Source organism: Mycobacterium sp. 852013-51886_SCH5428379, assembly GCF_001665575.1.
Classification (GTDB): Bacteria; Actinomycetota; Actinomycetes; order Mycobacteriales; family Mycobacteriaceae; genus Mycobacterium.
The window spans coordinates 68,333-83,416 of record NZ_LZSU01000011.1; the positions used below are offsets into that span (position 1 = coordinate 68,333).

The 15,084-nt window shown below is 70.5% G+C and carries 14 protein-coding genes; 6 read left to right on the forward strand and 8 right to left on the reverse strand.

Features of this window, described 5'->3' with window-relative positions:
* Positions 1–5 precede the first annotated feature (5 nt).
* Together recG and A5757_RS03035 are read right to left on the reverse strand one after the other, a co-directional pair.
* Entirely contained in the window at positions 6–2,240 is a 2,235-nt protein-coding gene (gene recG, locus A5757_RS03030) for an ATP-dependent DNA helicase RecG (protein ID WP_066828526.1), read from the reverse strand.
* 1 nt (position 2,241) lies between these two features.
* The gene (locus A5757_RS03035) at positions 2,242–3,882 is read right to left on the reverse strand and encodes a DAK2 domain-containing protein (protein ID WP_066828527.1); all 1,641 of its coding nucleotides are present in this window, start codon (positions 3,880–3,882) and stop codon (positions 2,242–2,244) included.
* A 225-nt stretch (positions 3,883–4,107) separates the two neighbouring features.
* Here A5757_RS03035 and rpmB point away from each other — a divergent pair, with 225 nt between their 5' ends.
* Positions 4,108–4,302, forward strand: a complete 195-nt coding sequence (gene rpmB / locus A5757_RS03040) for a 50S ribosomal protein L28 (protein WP_066828528.1) — start codon at positions 4,108–4,110, stop codon at positions 4,300–4,302.
* A gap of 7 nt (positions 4,303–4,309) precedes the next feature.
* Here the strand turns inward: rpmB and A5757_RS03045 are convergent, their stop codons facing one another.
* Both A5757_RS03045 and A5757_RS03050 read right to left on the reverse strand, forming a co-directional pair.
* Complete coding sequence (locus A5757_RS03045) at positions 4,310–4,993, reverse strand: uracil-DNA glycosylase (protein WP_066828529.1); 684 nt, start codon at positions 4,991–4,993, stop codon at positions 4,310–4,312.
* Positions 4,994–5,120: 127 nt separating this feature from the next.
* Positions 5,121–6,077 carry a thiamine-phosphate kinase gene (locus tag A5757_RS03050; RefSeq protein ID WP_066828530.1) on the reverse strand — a complete coding sequence of 319 codons (957 nt, stop codon included), beginning with the start codon at positions 6,075–6,077 and terminating at the stop codon, positions 5,121–5,123.
* Between the two features lie 76 nt (positions 6,078–6,153).
* Here A5757_RS03050 and A5757_RS03055 point away from each other — a divergent pair, with 76 nt between their 5' ends.
* The gene (locus tag A5757_RS03055) at positions 6,154–6,396 is read left to right on the forward strand and encodes an Lrp/AsnC ligand binding domain-containing protein (protein WP_066828531.1); all 243 of its coding nucleotides are present in this window, start codon (positions 6,154–6,156) and stop codon (positions 6,394–6,396) included.
* Positions 6,397–6,444: 48 nt separating this feature from the next.
* Positions 6,445–6,978: a DUF3515 domain-containing protein gene (locus A5757_RS03060; protein WP_066828705.1), complete on the forward strand. Its 534-nt coding sequence runs from the start codon at positions 6,445–6,447 to the stop codon at positions 6,976–6,978.
* Positions 6,979–7,029: 51 nt separating this feature from the next.
* On the opposite strand, the gene A5757_RS03065 is transcribed toward A5757_RS03060, so the two are convergent.
* The 3 genes from A5757_RS03065 to A5757_RS03075 are packed head-to-tail and all read right to left on the reverse strand — an operon-like array spanning position 7,030 to position 10,281.
* On the reverse strand, positions 7,030–8,145 hold the full coding sequence (locus A5757_RS03065) for a D-alanine--D-alanine ligase family protein (protein WP_066828532.1): 1,116 nt from the start codon (positions 8,143–8,145) through the stop codon (positions 7,030–7,032).
* Positions 8,146–8,191: 46 nt separating this feature from the next.
* Positions 8,192–9,295: a cystathionine gamma-lyase gene (locus tag A5757_RS03070; protein ID WP_066828707.1), complete on the reverse strand. Its 1,104-nt coding sequence runs from the start codon at positions 9,293–9,295 to the stop codon at positions 8,192–8,194.
* A 5-nt stretch (positions 9,296–9,300) separates the two neighbouring features.
* Positions 9,301–10,281: an NAD(P)H-dependent glycerol-3-phosphate dehydrogenase gene (locus A5757_RS03075; protein ID WP_066828533.1), complete on the reverse strand. Its 981-nt coding sequence runs from the start codon at positions 10,279–10,281 to the stop codon at positions 9,301–9,303.
* A 102-nt stretch (positions 10,282–10,383) separates the two neighbouring features.
* On the opposite strand from A5757_RS03075, the gene cofC reads away from it, so the two are divergent.
* The 3 genes from cofC to A5757_RS03090 are packed head-to-tail and all read left to right on the forward strand — an operon-like array spanning position 10,384 to position 14,203.
* Positions 10,384–11,022 carry a 2-phospho-L-lactate guanylyltransferase gene (cofC, locus tag A5757_RS03080; protein WP_066828534.1) on the forward strand — a complete coding sequence of 213 codons (639 nt, stop codon included), beginning with the start codon at positions 10,384–10,386 and terminating at the stop codon, positions 11,020–11,022.
* 53 nt (positions 11,023–11,075) lie between these two features.
* Positions 11,076–13,247: an RNA degradosome polyphosphate kinase gene (locus tag A5757_RS03085; protein WP_066828535.1), complete on the forward strand. Its 2,172-nt coding sequence runs from the start codon at positions 11,076–11,078 to the stop codon at positions 13,245–13,247.
* Between the two features lie 29 nt (positions 13,248–13,276).
* Positions 13,277–14,203, forward strand: coding sequence for an NUDIX hydrolase (locus A5757_RS03090; protein WP_066828536.1), 927 nt, complete (start codon positions 13,277–13,279; stop codon positions 14,201–14,203).
* 60 nt (positions 14,204–14,263) lie between these two features.
* Here the strand turns inward: A5757_RS03090 and A5757_RS03095 are convergent, their stop codons facing one another.
* On the reverse strand, positions 14,264–14,956 hold the full coding sequence (locus A5757_RS03095; protein WP_066828537.1) for an HU family DNA-binding protein: 693 nt from the start codon (positions 14,954–14,956) through the stop codon (positions 14,264–14,266).
* Positions 14,957–15,084: the final 128 nt, after the last annotated feature.

Sequence of the window (15,084 nt, forward strand, 5' to 3'; positions counted from 1 at the left end):
GCGATTCACGTCTTGTCCAGGTAGTCGACCCGACCGGCGACGAGGAACGGTTCGGCCAACACCGTCATCCCCGGGTGACCGGGTTCCCGGTCGTAGAGGTCCTCGCAGAGTTCCCGTGCGGCGAGGATGACCTCCAGGTGTTCGGCCAGCGAGAGGAAGTGCAGCGAGTTGAGCGTGCCGGACTGGTGCCGGCCCAGCACGTCGCCCTCCCTGCGCTCGTAGAGGTCGAGGTCGGCGAGCGCGAACCCGTCGAGGGTGCCCGCAACCGCGGTCAGCCGCCGGCCGGCCCGCGAACCTTCCGGCAGCCGGGTCGCCAGTAAGCACAGGCTCGGGTGGCTGCCGCGGCCGATCCGGCCGCGCAGCTGGTGCAGCTGGCTGATGCCGAACCGGTCGGCGTCCATCACCACCATCACAGTGGCGTTCGGCACGTCGACGCCGACCTCGATCACGGTGGTGCACACCAGCACGTCGATCTCGCCGGCCCGGAACGCCGACATCACCGCGTCCTTCTCGTCCCCGGATAGCCTGCCGTGCATCAGACCGAGCCGCAGCCCGGCCAGCGGTCCGGCCCGCAGCTGGTCCAGCAGGGCGATGACGGTGATCGGCGGCGGGCCGGTTCCCTGCCCCGATCCGGAGGCGGGCTCCTCGCTCTCGTCGATCCGCGATGCGACGACGTAAGCCTGCCTGCCGGCGTGCACCTCCTCGGCGATGCGGGCCCAGGCGCGGTCCAGCCAGGTGGGTTGCTGGGTGATGAAGATGGTCCTGGTGGTGATCGGCTGGCGACCGCGGGGCAGTTCCCGCAGCGTGGAGGTCTCGAGGTCGCCGTAGATCGTCAGCGCCACCGTGCGTGGGATGGGTGTCGCGGTCATCACCAGCAGATGCGGGGTGACGTCGGCACGAGCTTTGGCGCGCAACCGGTCTCGCTGTTCCACCCCGAACCGGTGCTGCTCGTCGACGACGACCATGCCGAGGTTGTCGAATTCGACCGCATCCTGGAGCAGGGCGTGGGTGCCGATGACGATGCCGGCCGTTCCGGCGGCCACCTCGTTGCGCACCTGCCGCTTCTGCGCCGCCGACATCGAGCCGGTGAGCAGGGCGACCCGGGTGGCGTTCTCGGCGCCGCCGAGCTGACCGGCCATCGCCAGCGGACCCAGGATCTCGCGGATCGACCGGTCATGTTGGGCCGCAAGCACTTCGGTGGGAGCGAGCATGGCGCACTGGTAGCCGGCATCGATCACCTGCAGCATCGCCAGGATGGAGACGATCGTCTTGCCGGAACCCACCTCGCCCTGCAGCATCCGGTTCATCGGCCGGCTGCCGGCCAACTCGCCCGACAGCACCGAAAGGACTTCACGCTGTCCGTCGGTCAGGTCGAACGGCAGCCGTTCGCGCATCGCGGCGACGAGGCCGTCGGGACGCAGGGACGCCTGCGGGCCGGTCTGGGTCAGCTCACCGTGCCGGCGGGACACCAGGCCCCACTGCATGCCGACCGCCTCGTCGAAGGTCAGTCGCTCGCGCGCGGCGTCGCGCTGGCGCGTGTTCTCGGCGAGGTGGATGGCGCGCAGCGCGGCGTCCTCGGACATCAAACCGTGTTCGCGCACAAAGGATTCCGGCAGCGTCTCCGACACCGGGTCGAGGACGTCGAGCACCTGGCGGACGCAGGCGTAGATGTCCCAGCTCTGCACCTTGGCCGCCGCCGGGTAGATCGGGAAGAACTCTTTCTCGAATGCCGCGAGCAGATCGTCACCCGTGGCGTTGGACGACGACGCGATGGTCTTGAGCGATTTGGTGCCGATGGTCTTGCCGGCCGGCGATTCGAGGACGAGGAAAGCCGGATGCGACAACTGCAGGGTGTTTCGGAAGTACTTCACCTCACCGGAGAGCATCAGCCGGGTGCCGACGGGCAGCTTGGCGATCATCCAGCCCGCGTTGAAGAAGGTGGCGGTGACGGTCGGGGTGCGGTTCTCCAGCGTGATACGCAAGTACTTCCGGGGGGGCTTGCCGGGCACCGGCTTCATGTCGCCGGGGACGGCTTTTGCGATCTCGTCGACGAACGTGACGTGGTCGCCTTCTTCGAGGTCGAGCATCTCGCCCTCGCCCCGCACCGTCATCCCGTCGCTGTACTTGCGCGGATAGTGCCGCAGCAGATCGTTGACGGTGCGGATGCCGAAATGCTCCTCCAGCGGTTTCGCCGACTTGGCCCCGATGACCATGTCGAGGCGGTCGGTCAGGACGGCCACGTCACTCCACCCCGATCAGCAGCGCGTCGCCACCGTGGCCGGTGTAATAGTCGACCAGTTCGGTGCCGGGGTGCTCGCGGTGCACGTGCCTACGCAACGCATCGCCCACCGCGGCGTCGACGCCGTCGCCGGTCAGCACTGTGACCAGGTCGCCGCCGGACAGCAGCAGCAGGTCGATCAGCCCGGCGGCCGCCGCGACCAGATCCGGGCCCACGATCACCACCTCGTCACCGGAGATGCCGAGCCCGTCGCCGGGGGCGCAGGAACCCGCCCACGTCAGTGCCTCCTCGGTCGCGACCCGGACCGTGCCGTGCCGGGCCGACGCGGCGGCGCGGGCCATTGTGTAGCCGTCGTCGACGGGGGCGCGCCCCGGATCGTGCACGGCCAGCGCGGCCAGCCCCTGCACCATCGACCCGGCCGGCACCGGCACCACGTCGATGCCCAGACCGGTAGCCGCCGTGCAGGCCGCGACGAGTTCCTCGGCGGGGACGTAACCGTTGGGCAGCAGCAGTGCCTGCCCGGCCCCGGCGTCGACGAGCGCGCCGACGAGGTCCTTGGCGCTGACCTGCAGCGGCTGTTCCGGCCGGCGCAGGACGTGCGCGCCCTCACCGGCGAACAGTTCGGCGGCGCCCGTACCGTCGACCACCGCCAGCACCGCCCGCTGCCGGCTCCATCCGCCGTGCGAACCCGCCTTGGCACCGGTCAACGCGGTGATCTGGATCCGGCTGGGGGTGCCGACGTCGAGCGCGGCCTCCACGGCGGCGCCCGCGTCGTCGGCGTGGACGTGCACCGAGTAGCGGCCCGGCTGCCCCGACGCGGACGCCGCGATGACCACGGAATCCCCGAGCCGTTCGAGCCGGCCGCGCAGAATCTGCATCCCGTCGGCGCCGCACCGGCTCAGGAGGTACATCACCTCGTACTGCGGCGGCCCCGAGACGGTCGCATCCGGTGTCCGGGCGGTGGGGGCCGCCGGATAGGTCTCCCGGGTGACGGTGGTTCCCGTCAGCAGGCGGTCGAGAGCGTCCAGCAGGACCAGCAGTCCGCGCCCGCCGGCGTCCACCACGCCGGCGTCGGCGAGGACGTCGAGCTGGGCGGGGGTCTCGTCGAGCGCCTTGGCCGCCGCATCGGTGGCCGCCCGGACGACGACAGCCAGGTCGTCACCGTCCAGCGCGGCCTGCGCGGCCTGCGCCGCCGCGCCGAGCACGGACACGATGGTGCCGGTGACCAGTTCACCGAGTGCGGAGGTCGCGAGGTCGACCCCGCGGTGCAGAGCGGCGGCGAACACGGCGGCGTCGACCGCGTCGAGGGTGCCGCCGCGCGCGGCGGCCGCGGACACCGTCTCCTCCGCCAGCCCGCGCAGGATCTGCGACAGGATCACCCCGGAATTGCCCCGCGCGCCGTGCAGGGCGCCTCGGGCCAGCGCCGATGCGACGGCCGCGACGTCACCGGCGCAGGTGTCCGGCAACCCGCCGGCCTCCACCCGGGCCGCGCGCATGGTGAACAACATGTTGGTGCCGGTGTCGGCGTCGGCGACCGGGAAGACGTTCAGCCCGTTGATCTCCTCGGTGTGGGTGATCAGGTCCTCGACCGCGGCGTGCGCCCAGCTGCGCAACGTGGCAGCGTCGAGTGGCCGAGCCGACATCCCACCTCCTGCGCAACAGCCCCGGTCGTGCGGGCCAGCCTAGCCACCCGCGCGGACATCGCCGCGGCGCGGACCTCGGGGCTGTGGATGGTGTGGCACCGATGCAACCGGGGCGTTTTGGCTTATCCCCGGGCGGTCGGTATTCTGATCAGGTTGTCGGGTCCGCCCGCGCCCCTCGCGGTGCGAAGGCCCGGACCCCCAAGTACTGATTCGAGGAGTTCTCATATGGCTGCCGTGTGCGATGTCTGCGGAAAGGGCCCCGGCTTCGGCAAGTCGGTGTCGCACTCCCATCGCCGGACCAGCCGTCGGTGGAACCCGAACATCCAGAGCGTGCGCACCGCGACGGCTCCGGGCGCCAACAAGAAGCGCGTCAACGTGTGCACCTCGTGCCTCAAGGCCGGCAAGGTCGCCCGCGGCTGAGTCGCCGCTAGGGCAACCGCCAGTCGATGGGGTCCGCCCCCATCTCCTGCAGGAGTTCGTTGGCGCGGCTGAACGGCCGCGACCCGAAGAATCCCCGTGACGCTGACAGCGGTGACGGGTGGGGCGATTCGATCGCCATACATGTCGTGCCGGTCAGCATCGGCTTCAGCGTCGACGCATCGCGTCCCCACAGCACGGCCACCATCGGCTGATCCCTGGCCACCAGCGCTCTGATGGCGCATTCGGTGACCGCCTCCCAACCCTTCCCACGGTGCGAGGCCGGCGTGCCCGGACGCACCGTGAGCACCCTGTTGAGCAGCAGCACACCGCGCTCCGCCCACGGGCTCAGATCGCCGGTGCTGGGCTGTGGATGGCCCAGATCAGCGGCGTACTCGGTGAAGATGTTGGCCAGGCTCCGCGGCAACGGCCGGACCTCGGGCGCCACGGAGAAGCTCAGCCCGACCGCGTGCCCCGGCGTCGGATACGGATCCTGGCCGACGATCAGCACCCGCACCTGCTCGAACGGGAACGTGAACGCCCGCAGCACGTTCGGTCCCGCGGGCAGATACCGCTGTCCCCCGGCGATCTCCGCGCGCAGGAACTCCCCCATCCGCGTCACCTGATCCTGTACGGGAGCCAGGGCTTTCGCCCATCCGGGTTCGACGAGGTCCTCCAGAGCGCGTGCGGTCACGGGAAGCCAACTTATCGGGCGAGCGAAGCGACGGGGAATCGGGCAATTCGGGCGAGCGAAGCGACGGGGAATCGGGCAATTCGGGCGAGCGAAGCGACGGGGAATCAAGCAGGTGCCGACGATCGGCTCAGTACGACTGCCAACCCCGTTCGCCGGCCCAGTCGGCGCCGTCGACGAACACCTGCGGTGACCCCGTGAGCACCCGTCCGATGACGCGCCATCCCACCGGCGGATCCCCGGGGAACGTGGCGACCAGGGCGTGGTCCTCGCCACCGCCGAGGATCCACTGCCACGGATCGGCGCCCACTGCGGCCGCGGCGGCGGTCAGCGCGCGGTGCTCGGCGCCGAGCAGGTCGCGTGAGACGTCGATCGTGCAGTTCGACGCCGTCGCGAGGTGCGTTAGATCCGCGAGCAACCCGTCGGAGACGTCGGTCATGGCGGTCGCGCCGGTGTCCGCGGCGACCCGGCCCTGACCGTAGGGCGGCCGGGGCACCAGGTGGACCCGGCGCAGCGTGTCGAACCCCCCGACGTCCTCCTGCCACAGCCGGTAACCGGCGGCGGAATGGCCCAGATCACCGGCCACCGCGACGACATCGCCGGGGCGGGCGCCACCCCGGCAGACCGGCGACCGGCCCGCGAGATCCCCGAGGACGGTGACCGAGACCACCCACTGCGGGGCGTTGACCATGTCGCCGCCGGCGATACCCGCGCCCATCGCCCCCGCCTCCGCCCACAATCCGTCCGACAGCGCCGTCGCCGCCGCCACCGGGGTGTCGGCGGGAGCGCCGAAACCGACCACGAAACCCGTCGCGACCGCCCCCATGGCCTCGATGTCCGCGGCGTTCTGGGCGATCGCCTTGCGGCCGACGTCGTACGGGGTGGACCAGTCCAGCCGGAAATGCCTGCCCTCGACGAGCATGTCGGTGGAGACCACGACGCGACCGTCAGGGGTGGTCAGGACCGCACCGTCGTCGCCGGGTCCGACGGTGACCGCAGCCGGTTGGCGCCTGCCGCGCACCACCTCGTCGATCACCGAGAATTCGCCCGCCTCCGCCAGCGTGCGGGAGTCTTCGTCCGGCGCCATGTCACCTCCACCGGTAGTTTTGGTTCCCCTGGCCCTGTGGGCAGAGTCTATGAGGCGCGACGGGAGGCGAGGACGGGTGGCCGAGGCATTCATGCTGATCCAGACCGAGGTGGGCCGCGCCGAGGTGGTGGCCGCGCGGCTGGCCGAGCTGCCCGGCGTGCTGTCGGCCGAGTACGTCACCGGGCCCTACGACGTCGTCGTGCGGATCGGCGGACAGTCCCTGGAGGAGCTGCGGTCGGGCGTGGTGCCGCACGTCCAGCAGGTCGCCGGTGTGACGCGGACGTTGACCTGCCCCATCGCCGCGGAAGCGCACCCATAGAGTTGCCGGGTGACCACCGAACCGCGCGACGGGCCGCCGCGAGCGCTGATGATCGCGGCCATCCTGGTCGCGGTCGCCTCGCTGGTGGTGGTGCTGGGGATCGCCGCGGTGCGTCAGGGGCAGCCCGATCAGGAGCCGGTGGCGATCGCCGCGGTGCCCGCGCCGCAGGCCGATGGCCCGGAATGCCGGTCACTGCTCGCCGCGGTGCCCGAGATGCTCGGAGACTTCAAGCGCGCCCCGACCGCCGAACCGACGCCGGCCGGCGCCGCGGCTTGGCACGCAGGCCCCGACACCGAGGCGATCATCCTGCGGTGCGGCCTGGACCGTCCGGTCGACTTCGTGGTCGGTGTGCCGCTGCAGGTGGTGGACGCCGTGCAGTGGTTCCGCGTGGGTGAGGAGGCGGCGCCGGGCAGCCGGCCCGAACCCGAGCAGACCCGCAGCACCTGGTACGCCGTCGACCGGCCGGTGTACATCGCGCTCACGCTGCCGCAACAGTCCGGCCCGACCCCCATCCAGGTCCTGTCGCGGATCGTGAGCGAGACCCTGCCCGCTCAGCCACTGGACCCGGGTCCGCCGCGCTGACGCAACTTCATGGCGCTGCTCCTCAGCGGCTCGTCCCTCACCCCATCGTCGTCAGCGCAGCCCGGTGCCCCTGGCCATCGCGGTGTCCACCATGGCGGCGAGCAGCGTCGGATAGTCCACGCCCCCGGCAGCCCACATCCGCGGATACATGGAGATCGTGGTGAACCCCGGCATCGTGTTGATCTCGTTGATCACGGGTCCGTCGTCGGTGAGGAAGAAGTCCACGCGGGCCAGCCCCTGGCAGTCGATGGCGCGGAACGCCCGGATCGCGAGCCGGCGGATCTCCTCGGCGACGTCATCCTCGATCTTGGCGGGCACGTCGAGTTCCGCACCCTCCTCCAGATATTTGGTGGAGAAGTCGTAGAAGCCGTCCTCGCGGCCGCGCACCCCGGCGACCCGGATCTCGCCCACGGTGCTGGCGTCGATTCGGCCGTCCGGATACTCCAGGACACCGCATTCGAGTTCTCTGCCGGGGACGGCGGCTTCGACGATGACCTTGGGATCATGGCGGCGGGCCAGCTCGATGGCGGCGGGCAGCTCGTCCCACGACGCGACGCGACTGACACCGATCGAGGAGCCGCCGCGCGCCGGTTTGACGAACACCGGCAGCCCGAGCCGCTCCCGGGCGTCGAGGTCGACCGTGGACTGACCGGGGCGCAACACCACCTGATCGCCGATCGGCAGGCCCTCGGCAGCGAGCAGCTTCTTGGTGAACTCCTTGTCCATCCCGGCGGCACTGGCCAGGACGCCGGCGCCGACGTACGGCACCCCGGCCAGTTCCAGCAGACCCTGGATGGTGCCGTCCTCCCCGTAGGGGCCGTGCAGGACGGGGAACACGACGTCCACCGAGGCCAGGATGTCACCGGCGGCGCTCGGCTCCAGCGAGACGAGCTCCCCCTTGCGGCCGGGGTCGGCGGGCAGCGCCAGCGCGGCGCCCGACGCGGCGCCGACCTCGGGCAGCCTGCCGTCGGAAATGGCCAGGGTGTCCGGATCGCCGTCGGTCAGCACCCACGAACCCCCGGGCGTGATACCGACGGCGACGACCTCGAACCGCTCTGGGTCCAGATTGCGCAGGATGCTGCCTGCCGAGACGCAGGAGATGGCGTGTTCGGAGCTGCGCCCGCCATAGACGACGGCAACGCGGGTGCGCTGGTTGCGGGCGGTCACAATCTGGAGAGGCTACCGTCCCGGCCGCGCCGGGCACGATTCGATATCAGCCCAACGCGGCGCCGAGGTCGGCGATCAGATCGTCGGTGTCCTCGATGCCCAGCGAGATGCGGGCGAAGCCGGCCGGAACCGGATCACCCCAGCGGGCCCGGCGGTCGACCGAGGTGTGGATGCCGCCGAAGCTGGTCGCGGCCACGAGCAGCGCGCTGCGCTCCACGAGGGTGTGTACCGCCGCCGCGTCGGCCAACTCGAACGACACCAGGCCGCCGAACCGCTTCATCTGCCGGGACGCGACCGGATGGGCCGGGTCTTCGGGGAGCCCGGGATAGCGCACGGCACGCACCGCGGGGTGTCCGCGGAGCAGCATCGCCACGGCCTGGGCGTTGTGGCACTGCCGGTCGAACCGCAGTCCGGCGCTGCCGAGGCTGCGCAGCACCAGCCACGCCTCGAACGGACCGAGGATCGCGCCGGCGAGCAGGCGGTCACGTTCGATCGCGGCCATCATGTCGGGCTGACTGCCCGCGACGTAGCCGGCGATCAGGTCGCTGTGCCCCGAGAGCGCCTTGGTGGCGCTGGCCACCACCAGATCGGCGCCCAGGGACAGGGGTTGCTGGCCGAGCGGGGTCGCGGTCGTGTTGTCGACCACCAGGACCGCGCTGCGGCTGCGGCAGCTCATCGCGAGGTGATGCAGGTCGACTACGTCGAGCCCGGGGTTGGCCGGCGTCTCGGCCAGCACCACGTCGGCGGTCTCCGCGGCCGCGCACATGTCGGCGGCCGCTGCTTCGATGACGGTGACGCCAAGCGGCGCAAGGTATTCCGCGGCGTAGCGGCGCACCTGGTAGTAGCCGTCGGCCGGCACCACCAGTCGGGCGCCCGGCCGCACGAGCACCCGCAGCGCAGAGGTGATGGCCGCCATCCCCGAGGCGAACGTCAGCGCGGCCGTCGCGCCCTCGAGTTCTGCCAGCGCCGCCTCCAGCCGCCGCCAGGTCGGATTGGAGCTGCGGCCGTAGGTGTCGAGGGCTTCGGACTCGGCGGCCGATAGGTGGTAGGCCGACACCGGCACCGGCGGGGTGGACACCGGCTCTCCGGGAACTGCCTGCGCCGCAACGGCTTTGACGCTGCGGGTGGAATCGCCGAAGGTGCCCTCCATACCGGTCACTCCGGTTTGGTGCTGCGGCCCAGCAGCAGCGCGACGGCCTCGTCGACCGAGAGCCCTTTGTGACAGACGCGGTGCACCGCGTCGGTCAGGGGCATCTCCACGTCGTAGCTGGCCGCCAGCGCCAGGATCGACTGGCAGGACGCGACCCCCTCCGCCACATGCCCGCCCGTGGCCTGCATCGCCGCCTCCATGGTGCTGCCCTGACCCAACCGCTCACCGAAGGACCGGTTGCGCGAACGCGGTGAGGTGCAGGTGGCCACCAGGTCGCCGACACCCGCCAGACCGGCCAGCGTCGCGGGTTTCGCACCCAGCGCGATGCCCAACCGCATGATCTCGGCCAGTCCGCGGGTGATGATCGCCGCCGCGGTGTTCTCCCCCAGCCCCACACCGGCGGCCATACCGGAGGCCAGCGCGATGACGTTCTTACACGCACCACCCACCTCGGCGCCGACGACGTCGGCGTTGGTGTACGGCCGCAGGTAGCCGGTTGCCAGAGAGCGCTGCAGCGTCACCGCGCGACCGGAGTCGCTGCACGCCACGACGGTGGCCGCCGGCTGTTCGTCGACGATCTCGCTGGCCAGGTTGGGGCCGCTGACCGCGGCCACGCGCGCCGGGTCGGCACCGGTCACCTGGGTGATGACCTGACTCATCCGCATGAGTGTCTCGAGCTCGATGCCCTTGGCCAGGCTCACCAGGGTGACGTCGTCGCCGATCAGGTGCTTCCACTCGCCGAGGTTGGTGCGCAGCGTCTGCGCCGGCACCGCCAGCAGCACGGTGCAGGCGCCGTCGAGCGCCTCGGCCGCATCACTGGTGGCGCGGATCGATTCGGGCAGCGCGGCGTCGCCGACGTAGCCGCTGTTGCGGTGGGTTTCGTTGATCTCGGCGGCGACCTCGGGCCGGCGGGCCCACAGCGTCACCGCGTTGCCGGCGTCGGCCAGCACCTTCGCCAGTGCGGTGCCCCAGGCACCGGAACCCATGACTGCCGCCTCCACCACGGGTCAACCCTAGCGCGGGGGGTCTCGGCCCCACCCGGGGTCGAGCGGCGGGCCGGACCGGTGCAGGCTGGCAGGATGGCCCGCATGAGCGGCAGGACTTCCGACGGCGAGGTGGCGGTGATCGTGGCCGTCAAACGCCTCGCCGCCGCCAAGACCCGGTTGGCGCCCGTCTTCTCCACCGCCACCCGCGAGGCGGTCGTGCTGGCGATGCTCGTGGACACCGTCTCCGCCGCCGCGGCGGTCGCGAGCGTCACCGTCGTCACCCCCGATCCGGCGGCCGCCGCCGCAGCGCGGGGGCTCGGCGCCCGCGTCCTCAACGATCCGACGCCGGACGGCCACCCCGATCCGCTCAACAACGCCATCATCGCCGCCGAGGCCGGGCTGCGGTCCTTGACGCCCAGTGTCGTTGCGCTGCAGGGTGATCTGCCTGCTCTGCAGTCCGGCGAGCTGGCCGCCGCGGTGCGCGCCGCCCGGGCCCACGCCCGCAGTTTCGTGGCCGATCGGCACGGCACCGGGACGGCGGCGCTGTTCTCGTTCGGTGTCGGGCTCGATCCGCAGTTCGGCGTCGATTCGGCTGCGCGGCATCGACGTTCGGGTGCCGTCGAGCTGACGGGGACGTGGCCTGGGCTGCGTTGTGACATCGACACCCCCGACGATCTGCGCGCCGCGCAACGGCTGGGCATCGGGGCCGCGACCGCCAGGGCCATCGGGCCGCCGGTGTGAACAACTGCTGAACGAGGTAGCCGGACGTCGCGACCATAGGGAAGGATCACCCCATGACCGAAGCCGAGGCCGAGCTCCGCACGCAGGACGGCGAACCCCAGCCTGCCGAATCTGCGGCCGAGGTGCCGCCTGCCGCACCCCCCGCGCTGACGTCCCCCGCGATCGACAACGCCCTGCCCGACGACCGGTATCTCAACCGGGAACTGAGCTGGCTGGACTTCAACGCCCGGGTGCTGGCGCTGGCCGCGGACACCTCGCTGCCGCTGCTGGAGCGGGCGAAGTTCCTGGCGATCTTCGCCTCCAACCTCGACGAGTTCTACATGGTGCGCGTCGCGGGTCTCAAGCGCCGCGACGAGATGGGGCTGTCGGTGCGCTCGGCCGACGGCCTGTCGCCCCGTGAGCAGTTGCGCCGCATCAGCGAACGCACCCAGCAGATCGCCTCCCGCCACGCCCGCGTGTTCCTGGACTCGGTGCGGCCCGCGCTCGCCGACGAGGGCATCGTGATCGTCACCTGGGCCCAACTCGACGACGCCGAACGCGCCGCGCTGTCCACCTACTTCCACGAGCAGGTGTTCCCGGTGCTGACCCCGTTGGCAGTCGATCCGGCCCACCCGTTCCCGTTCGTCAGCGGCCTGTCGCTCAACCTCGCCATCATGGTCAAACAGCCCGACGACGGCGGTCAGCACTTCGCCCGGATCAAGGTGCCCGACAACGTCGACCGGTTCGTCCTGCTCGGTCAGCGCACCGGCACCTCCGGTGAGGCGCGGTTCCTACCCATGGAGGAGTTGATCGCCGCCTTCCTGCCGGTGCTGTTCCCCGGGCTGGAGATCGTGGAGCATCACGCGTTCCGCATCACCCGCAACGCCGACTTCGAAGTCGAGGAGGACCGGGACGAGGATCTGCTGCAGGCGCTGGAACGCGAACTGGCGCGCAGGCGGTTCGGTTCCCCGGTGCGCCTCGAGGTCTCCGACGACATGACCGAGAGCATGCTCGAGTTGCTGCTCCGGGAACTCGACGTCAATCCCGGCGATGTCGTAGAGGTGCCCGGGCTGCTGGACCTGTCGGCGCTGTGGCAGATCTACGACGTCGACCGTCCCGCGCTGAAGGACCGGCCGTTCGTGCCCGCCACCCCGCCGGCGTTCGGGGAGCGCGAGACACCCAAGAGCATCTTCGCCACACTGCGCGACGGCGACGTGCTGGTGCACCATCCGTACGACTCGTTCTCGACGACGGTGCAGCGCTTCATCGAGCAGGCCGCCGCCGATCCGAACGTGTTGGCGATCAAGCAGACCCTGTACCGGACCTCCGGCGACTCCCCGATCGTCAACGCGCTCATCGACGCCGCCGCGGCAGGTAAGCAGGTGGTGGCGCTGGTGGAGATCAAGGCCCGCTTCGACGAACAGGCCAACATCAAGTGGGCGCGGGCACTGGAGCGTGCGGGTGTGCACGTGGTGTACGGGTTGATCGGTCTCAAGACCCACTGCAAGACCGCACTCGTGGTGCGCCGCGAGGGTTCGATGATCCGGCGCTACTGCCACATCGGCACCGGCAACTACAACCCGAAGACTGCCCGACTCTACGAGGACGTCGGGTTGCTGACCGCGGCGCCGGACATCGGGGCGGACCTGACCGATCTGTTCAACTCGCTGACCGGCTACTCGCGGAAGGTGTCCTACCGCAACCTGCTGGTGGCGCCGCACGGTGTGCGCCGGGGCATCATCGAGCGCATCGAACGGGAGGTCGCCGCGGCCCGCGACGGCGCCGAGGGCCGAATCCGCCTCAAGGCCAACGCATTGGTCGACGAGCAGGTGATCGACGCGCTCTACCGCGCCTCGCAGGCCGGGGTCAAGGTCGAGGTCGTGGTGCGGGGTATCTGCGCGCTGCGCCCGGGAGTTCCCGGTTTCTCCGACAACATCACGGTGCGCTCGATCCTGGGTCGGTTCCTCGAACACTCCCGGGTCATCCATTTCCGCGCGATCGACGAGTTCTGGATCGGCAGCGCCGACATGATGCACCGCAACCTCGACCGCCGCGTCGAAGTCATGGCGCAGGTGAAGGATCCGCGACTGACCGCACAGCTCAACGACGTCTTCGAGTCCGCCCTCGATCCCGCCACCCGGTGTTGGGAGCTGGGCGCCGACGGCCATTGGACGGCGCTCCCGCTCGAGGGACAGACGGTCCGCGACCATCAGGTGTCGATGATGGATCGTCGCCGCCACCAGTGACGGGGTTCCGTTCGTCAGCAGGAGTTGAGGTGTCCAAAGACAGTCCGGCGTCGCAGGGTGAGACCGTGCGGGCAGCGGGTGCGGTGCTGTGGCGGACCGGCCCTGACGGCGTCGAGGTGGCCGTCATCCACCGTCCGCGCTATGACGACTGGTCGTTGCCCAAGGGCAAGGTGGATCCGGGCGAGACCGAACCGGTGACCGCGGTGCGCGAGATCCACGAGGAGACCGGATACTCCTCCGCGTTGGGGCGACGGCTGCCGTCGGTGAGCTATCCACTCGGCGACGGACTGCAGAAGAAGGTCAAGTACTGGTCGGCGCGCGCACTCGACGGGGAGTTCACACCCAACGAGGAGGTCGACGAACTGCTGTGGCTGCCGGTTCCCGCGGCGATGAAGCGGGTGGGTTATCCGCACGACCGAAAGGTGCTGCGGCGATTCGCCAAAGCCCCGGCCGACACGCAGACGGTGCTGGTGGTCCGGCACGCGACCGCGGGCAGCAAATCCCGCTATCACGGCGACGACCGCAAACGGCCGCTCGACCGCAACGGCCGCGCTCAGGCCGAATCCCTGGTGGGTCAGCTGCTGGCGTTCGGCGGCGACCGACTCTACGCGGCCGACCGCACCCGGTGCGTGCAGACCATCGAACCGCTGGCCGAGGAACTCGGCGCCACCGTGCATCTGGAACCGGACCTCACCGAGGAGGCCTACGCCGACGACAAGAAGGCGGCGCGGAAACGGCTGCTGCAGATCGTCGCCGAGGCGGCCGATTCCGACGACACACCCGTCATCTGCTCACAGGGCAAGGTGATCCCCGACCTGATCGCCTGGTGGTGTGACCGCGACGGCGTCCGGCCGGACAAGTCCCGCAACCGCAAGGGTTCGACCTGGGTGCTGTCGCTGGCCGGTGGCCGGTTGATCGCCGCCGACCATCTGGCGAGCCCACTGGCGGTGCAGTAGCCCGTAGACACACGAAAACCGCCGCGGGTCGGTCGACCCGCGGCGGTTTTCGAGTTGGAACTACTTGCGACCCTTCTTGGCCGGAGCCTTCTTGGCCGGTGCCTTGCTCGCGGTCTTCTTCGCGGCGCTGGCGGTGGTCTTCTTGGCCGGCGCTTTCTTGGCGGGCGCCTTGGTGGCCGACTTCTTGGCCGGCGCCGTCTTCTTCGCCGCGGCGGTGGTCTTCTTCGCCGGCGTCGACTTCTTGGCGGCCGTGGTGGTCTTCTTGGCGGCCGCCTTCTTGGCCGGCGCCTTGGTCGCCGTCGACTTGGTGGCCGTCGACTTGGTGGCGGCCTTCTTGGCCGGCGCCGTCTTCTTCGCCGCAGCGGTGGTCTTCTTCGCGGCCGTCTTCTTGGCCGGCGCCGACTTCTTCGCCGCGCGCTTGGCCGGTGCCGCCGCGACTCCGCGCTTCACCGCCGGGCCCTCGGCCGAGAGCTTCTGCGAGCCGGCGACGATCGCCTTGAACTGTGCGCCGGGCCGGAACGCCGGGACAGAGGTGGGTTTCACCTTGACCGTCTCACCGGTGCGCGGGTTGCGGGCGACCCTGGCGGCGCGGCGGCGCTGCTCGAAAACGCCGAAGCCCGTGATGGTCACGCTCTCGCCCTTGTGCACCGCACGCACGATCGTGTCCACGACGTTCTCCACCGCGGCGGTTGCTTGCCGACGGTCGGTGCCCAGTTTGGTTGTCAGTGCGTCGATAAGCTCCGCTTTGTTCATGCAAAAACCTTCCGAACCAGTGGTCCTCCTTGGACCGACTAGTGGACACGGTAAACCCTCTGACCACTGATTTCCAAGAGCCACGCGCATTTTCGCCCTGTCCCAGCGAACAAATCAGCAATCCGCTT

What these genes read in the sequence shown, in the direction of transcription:
- cofC (WP_066828534.1), top strand. Translation starts at nt 10,384, where the DNA reads ATGAGCGGCAGGACTTCCGACGGCGAGGTGGCGGTGATCGTGGCCGTC.
- A5757_RS03075 (WP_066828533.1), bottom strand. Translation starts at nt 10,281, where the DNA reads ATGGGTTCCGGTGCCTGGGGCACCGCACTGGCGAAGGTGCTGGCCGAC.
- A5757_RS03095 (WP_066828537.1), bottom strand. Translation starts at nt 14,956, where the DNA reads ATGAACAAAGCGGAGCTTATCGACGCACTGACAACCAAACTGGGCACC.
- A5757_RS03085 (WP_066828535.1), top strand. Translation starts at nt 11,076, where the DNA reads ATGACCGAAGCCGAGGCCGAGCTCCGCACGCAGGACGGCGAACCCCAG.
- A5757_RS03035 (WP_066828527.1), bottom strand. Translation starts at nt 3,882, where the DNA reads ATGTCGGCTCGGCCACTCGACGCTGCCACGTTGCGCAGCTGGGCGCAC.
- A5757_RS03050 (WP_066828530.1), bottom strand. Translation starts at nt 6,077, where the DNA reads ATGGCGCCGGACGAAGACTCCCGCACGCTGGCGGAGGCGGGCGAATTC.
- A5757_RS03070 (WP_066828707.1), bottom strand. Translation starts at nt 9,295, where the DNA reads ATGGAGGGCACCTTCGGCGATTCCACCCGCAGCGTCAAAGCCGTTGCG.
- rpmB (WP_066828528.1), top strand. Translation starts at nt 4,108, where the DNA reads ATGGCTGCCGTGTGCGATGTCTGCGGAAAGGGCCCCGGCTTCGGCAAG.
- A5757_RS03060 (WP_066828705.1), top strand. Translation starts at nt 6,445, where the DNA reads ATGATCGCGGCCATCCTGGTCGCGGTCGCCTCGCTGGTGGTGGTGCTG.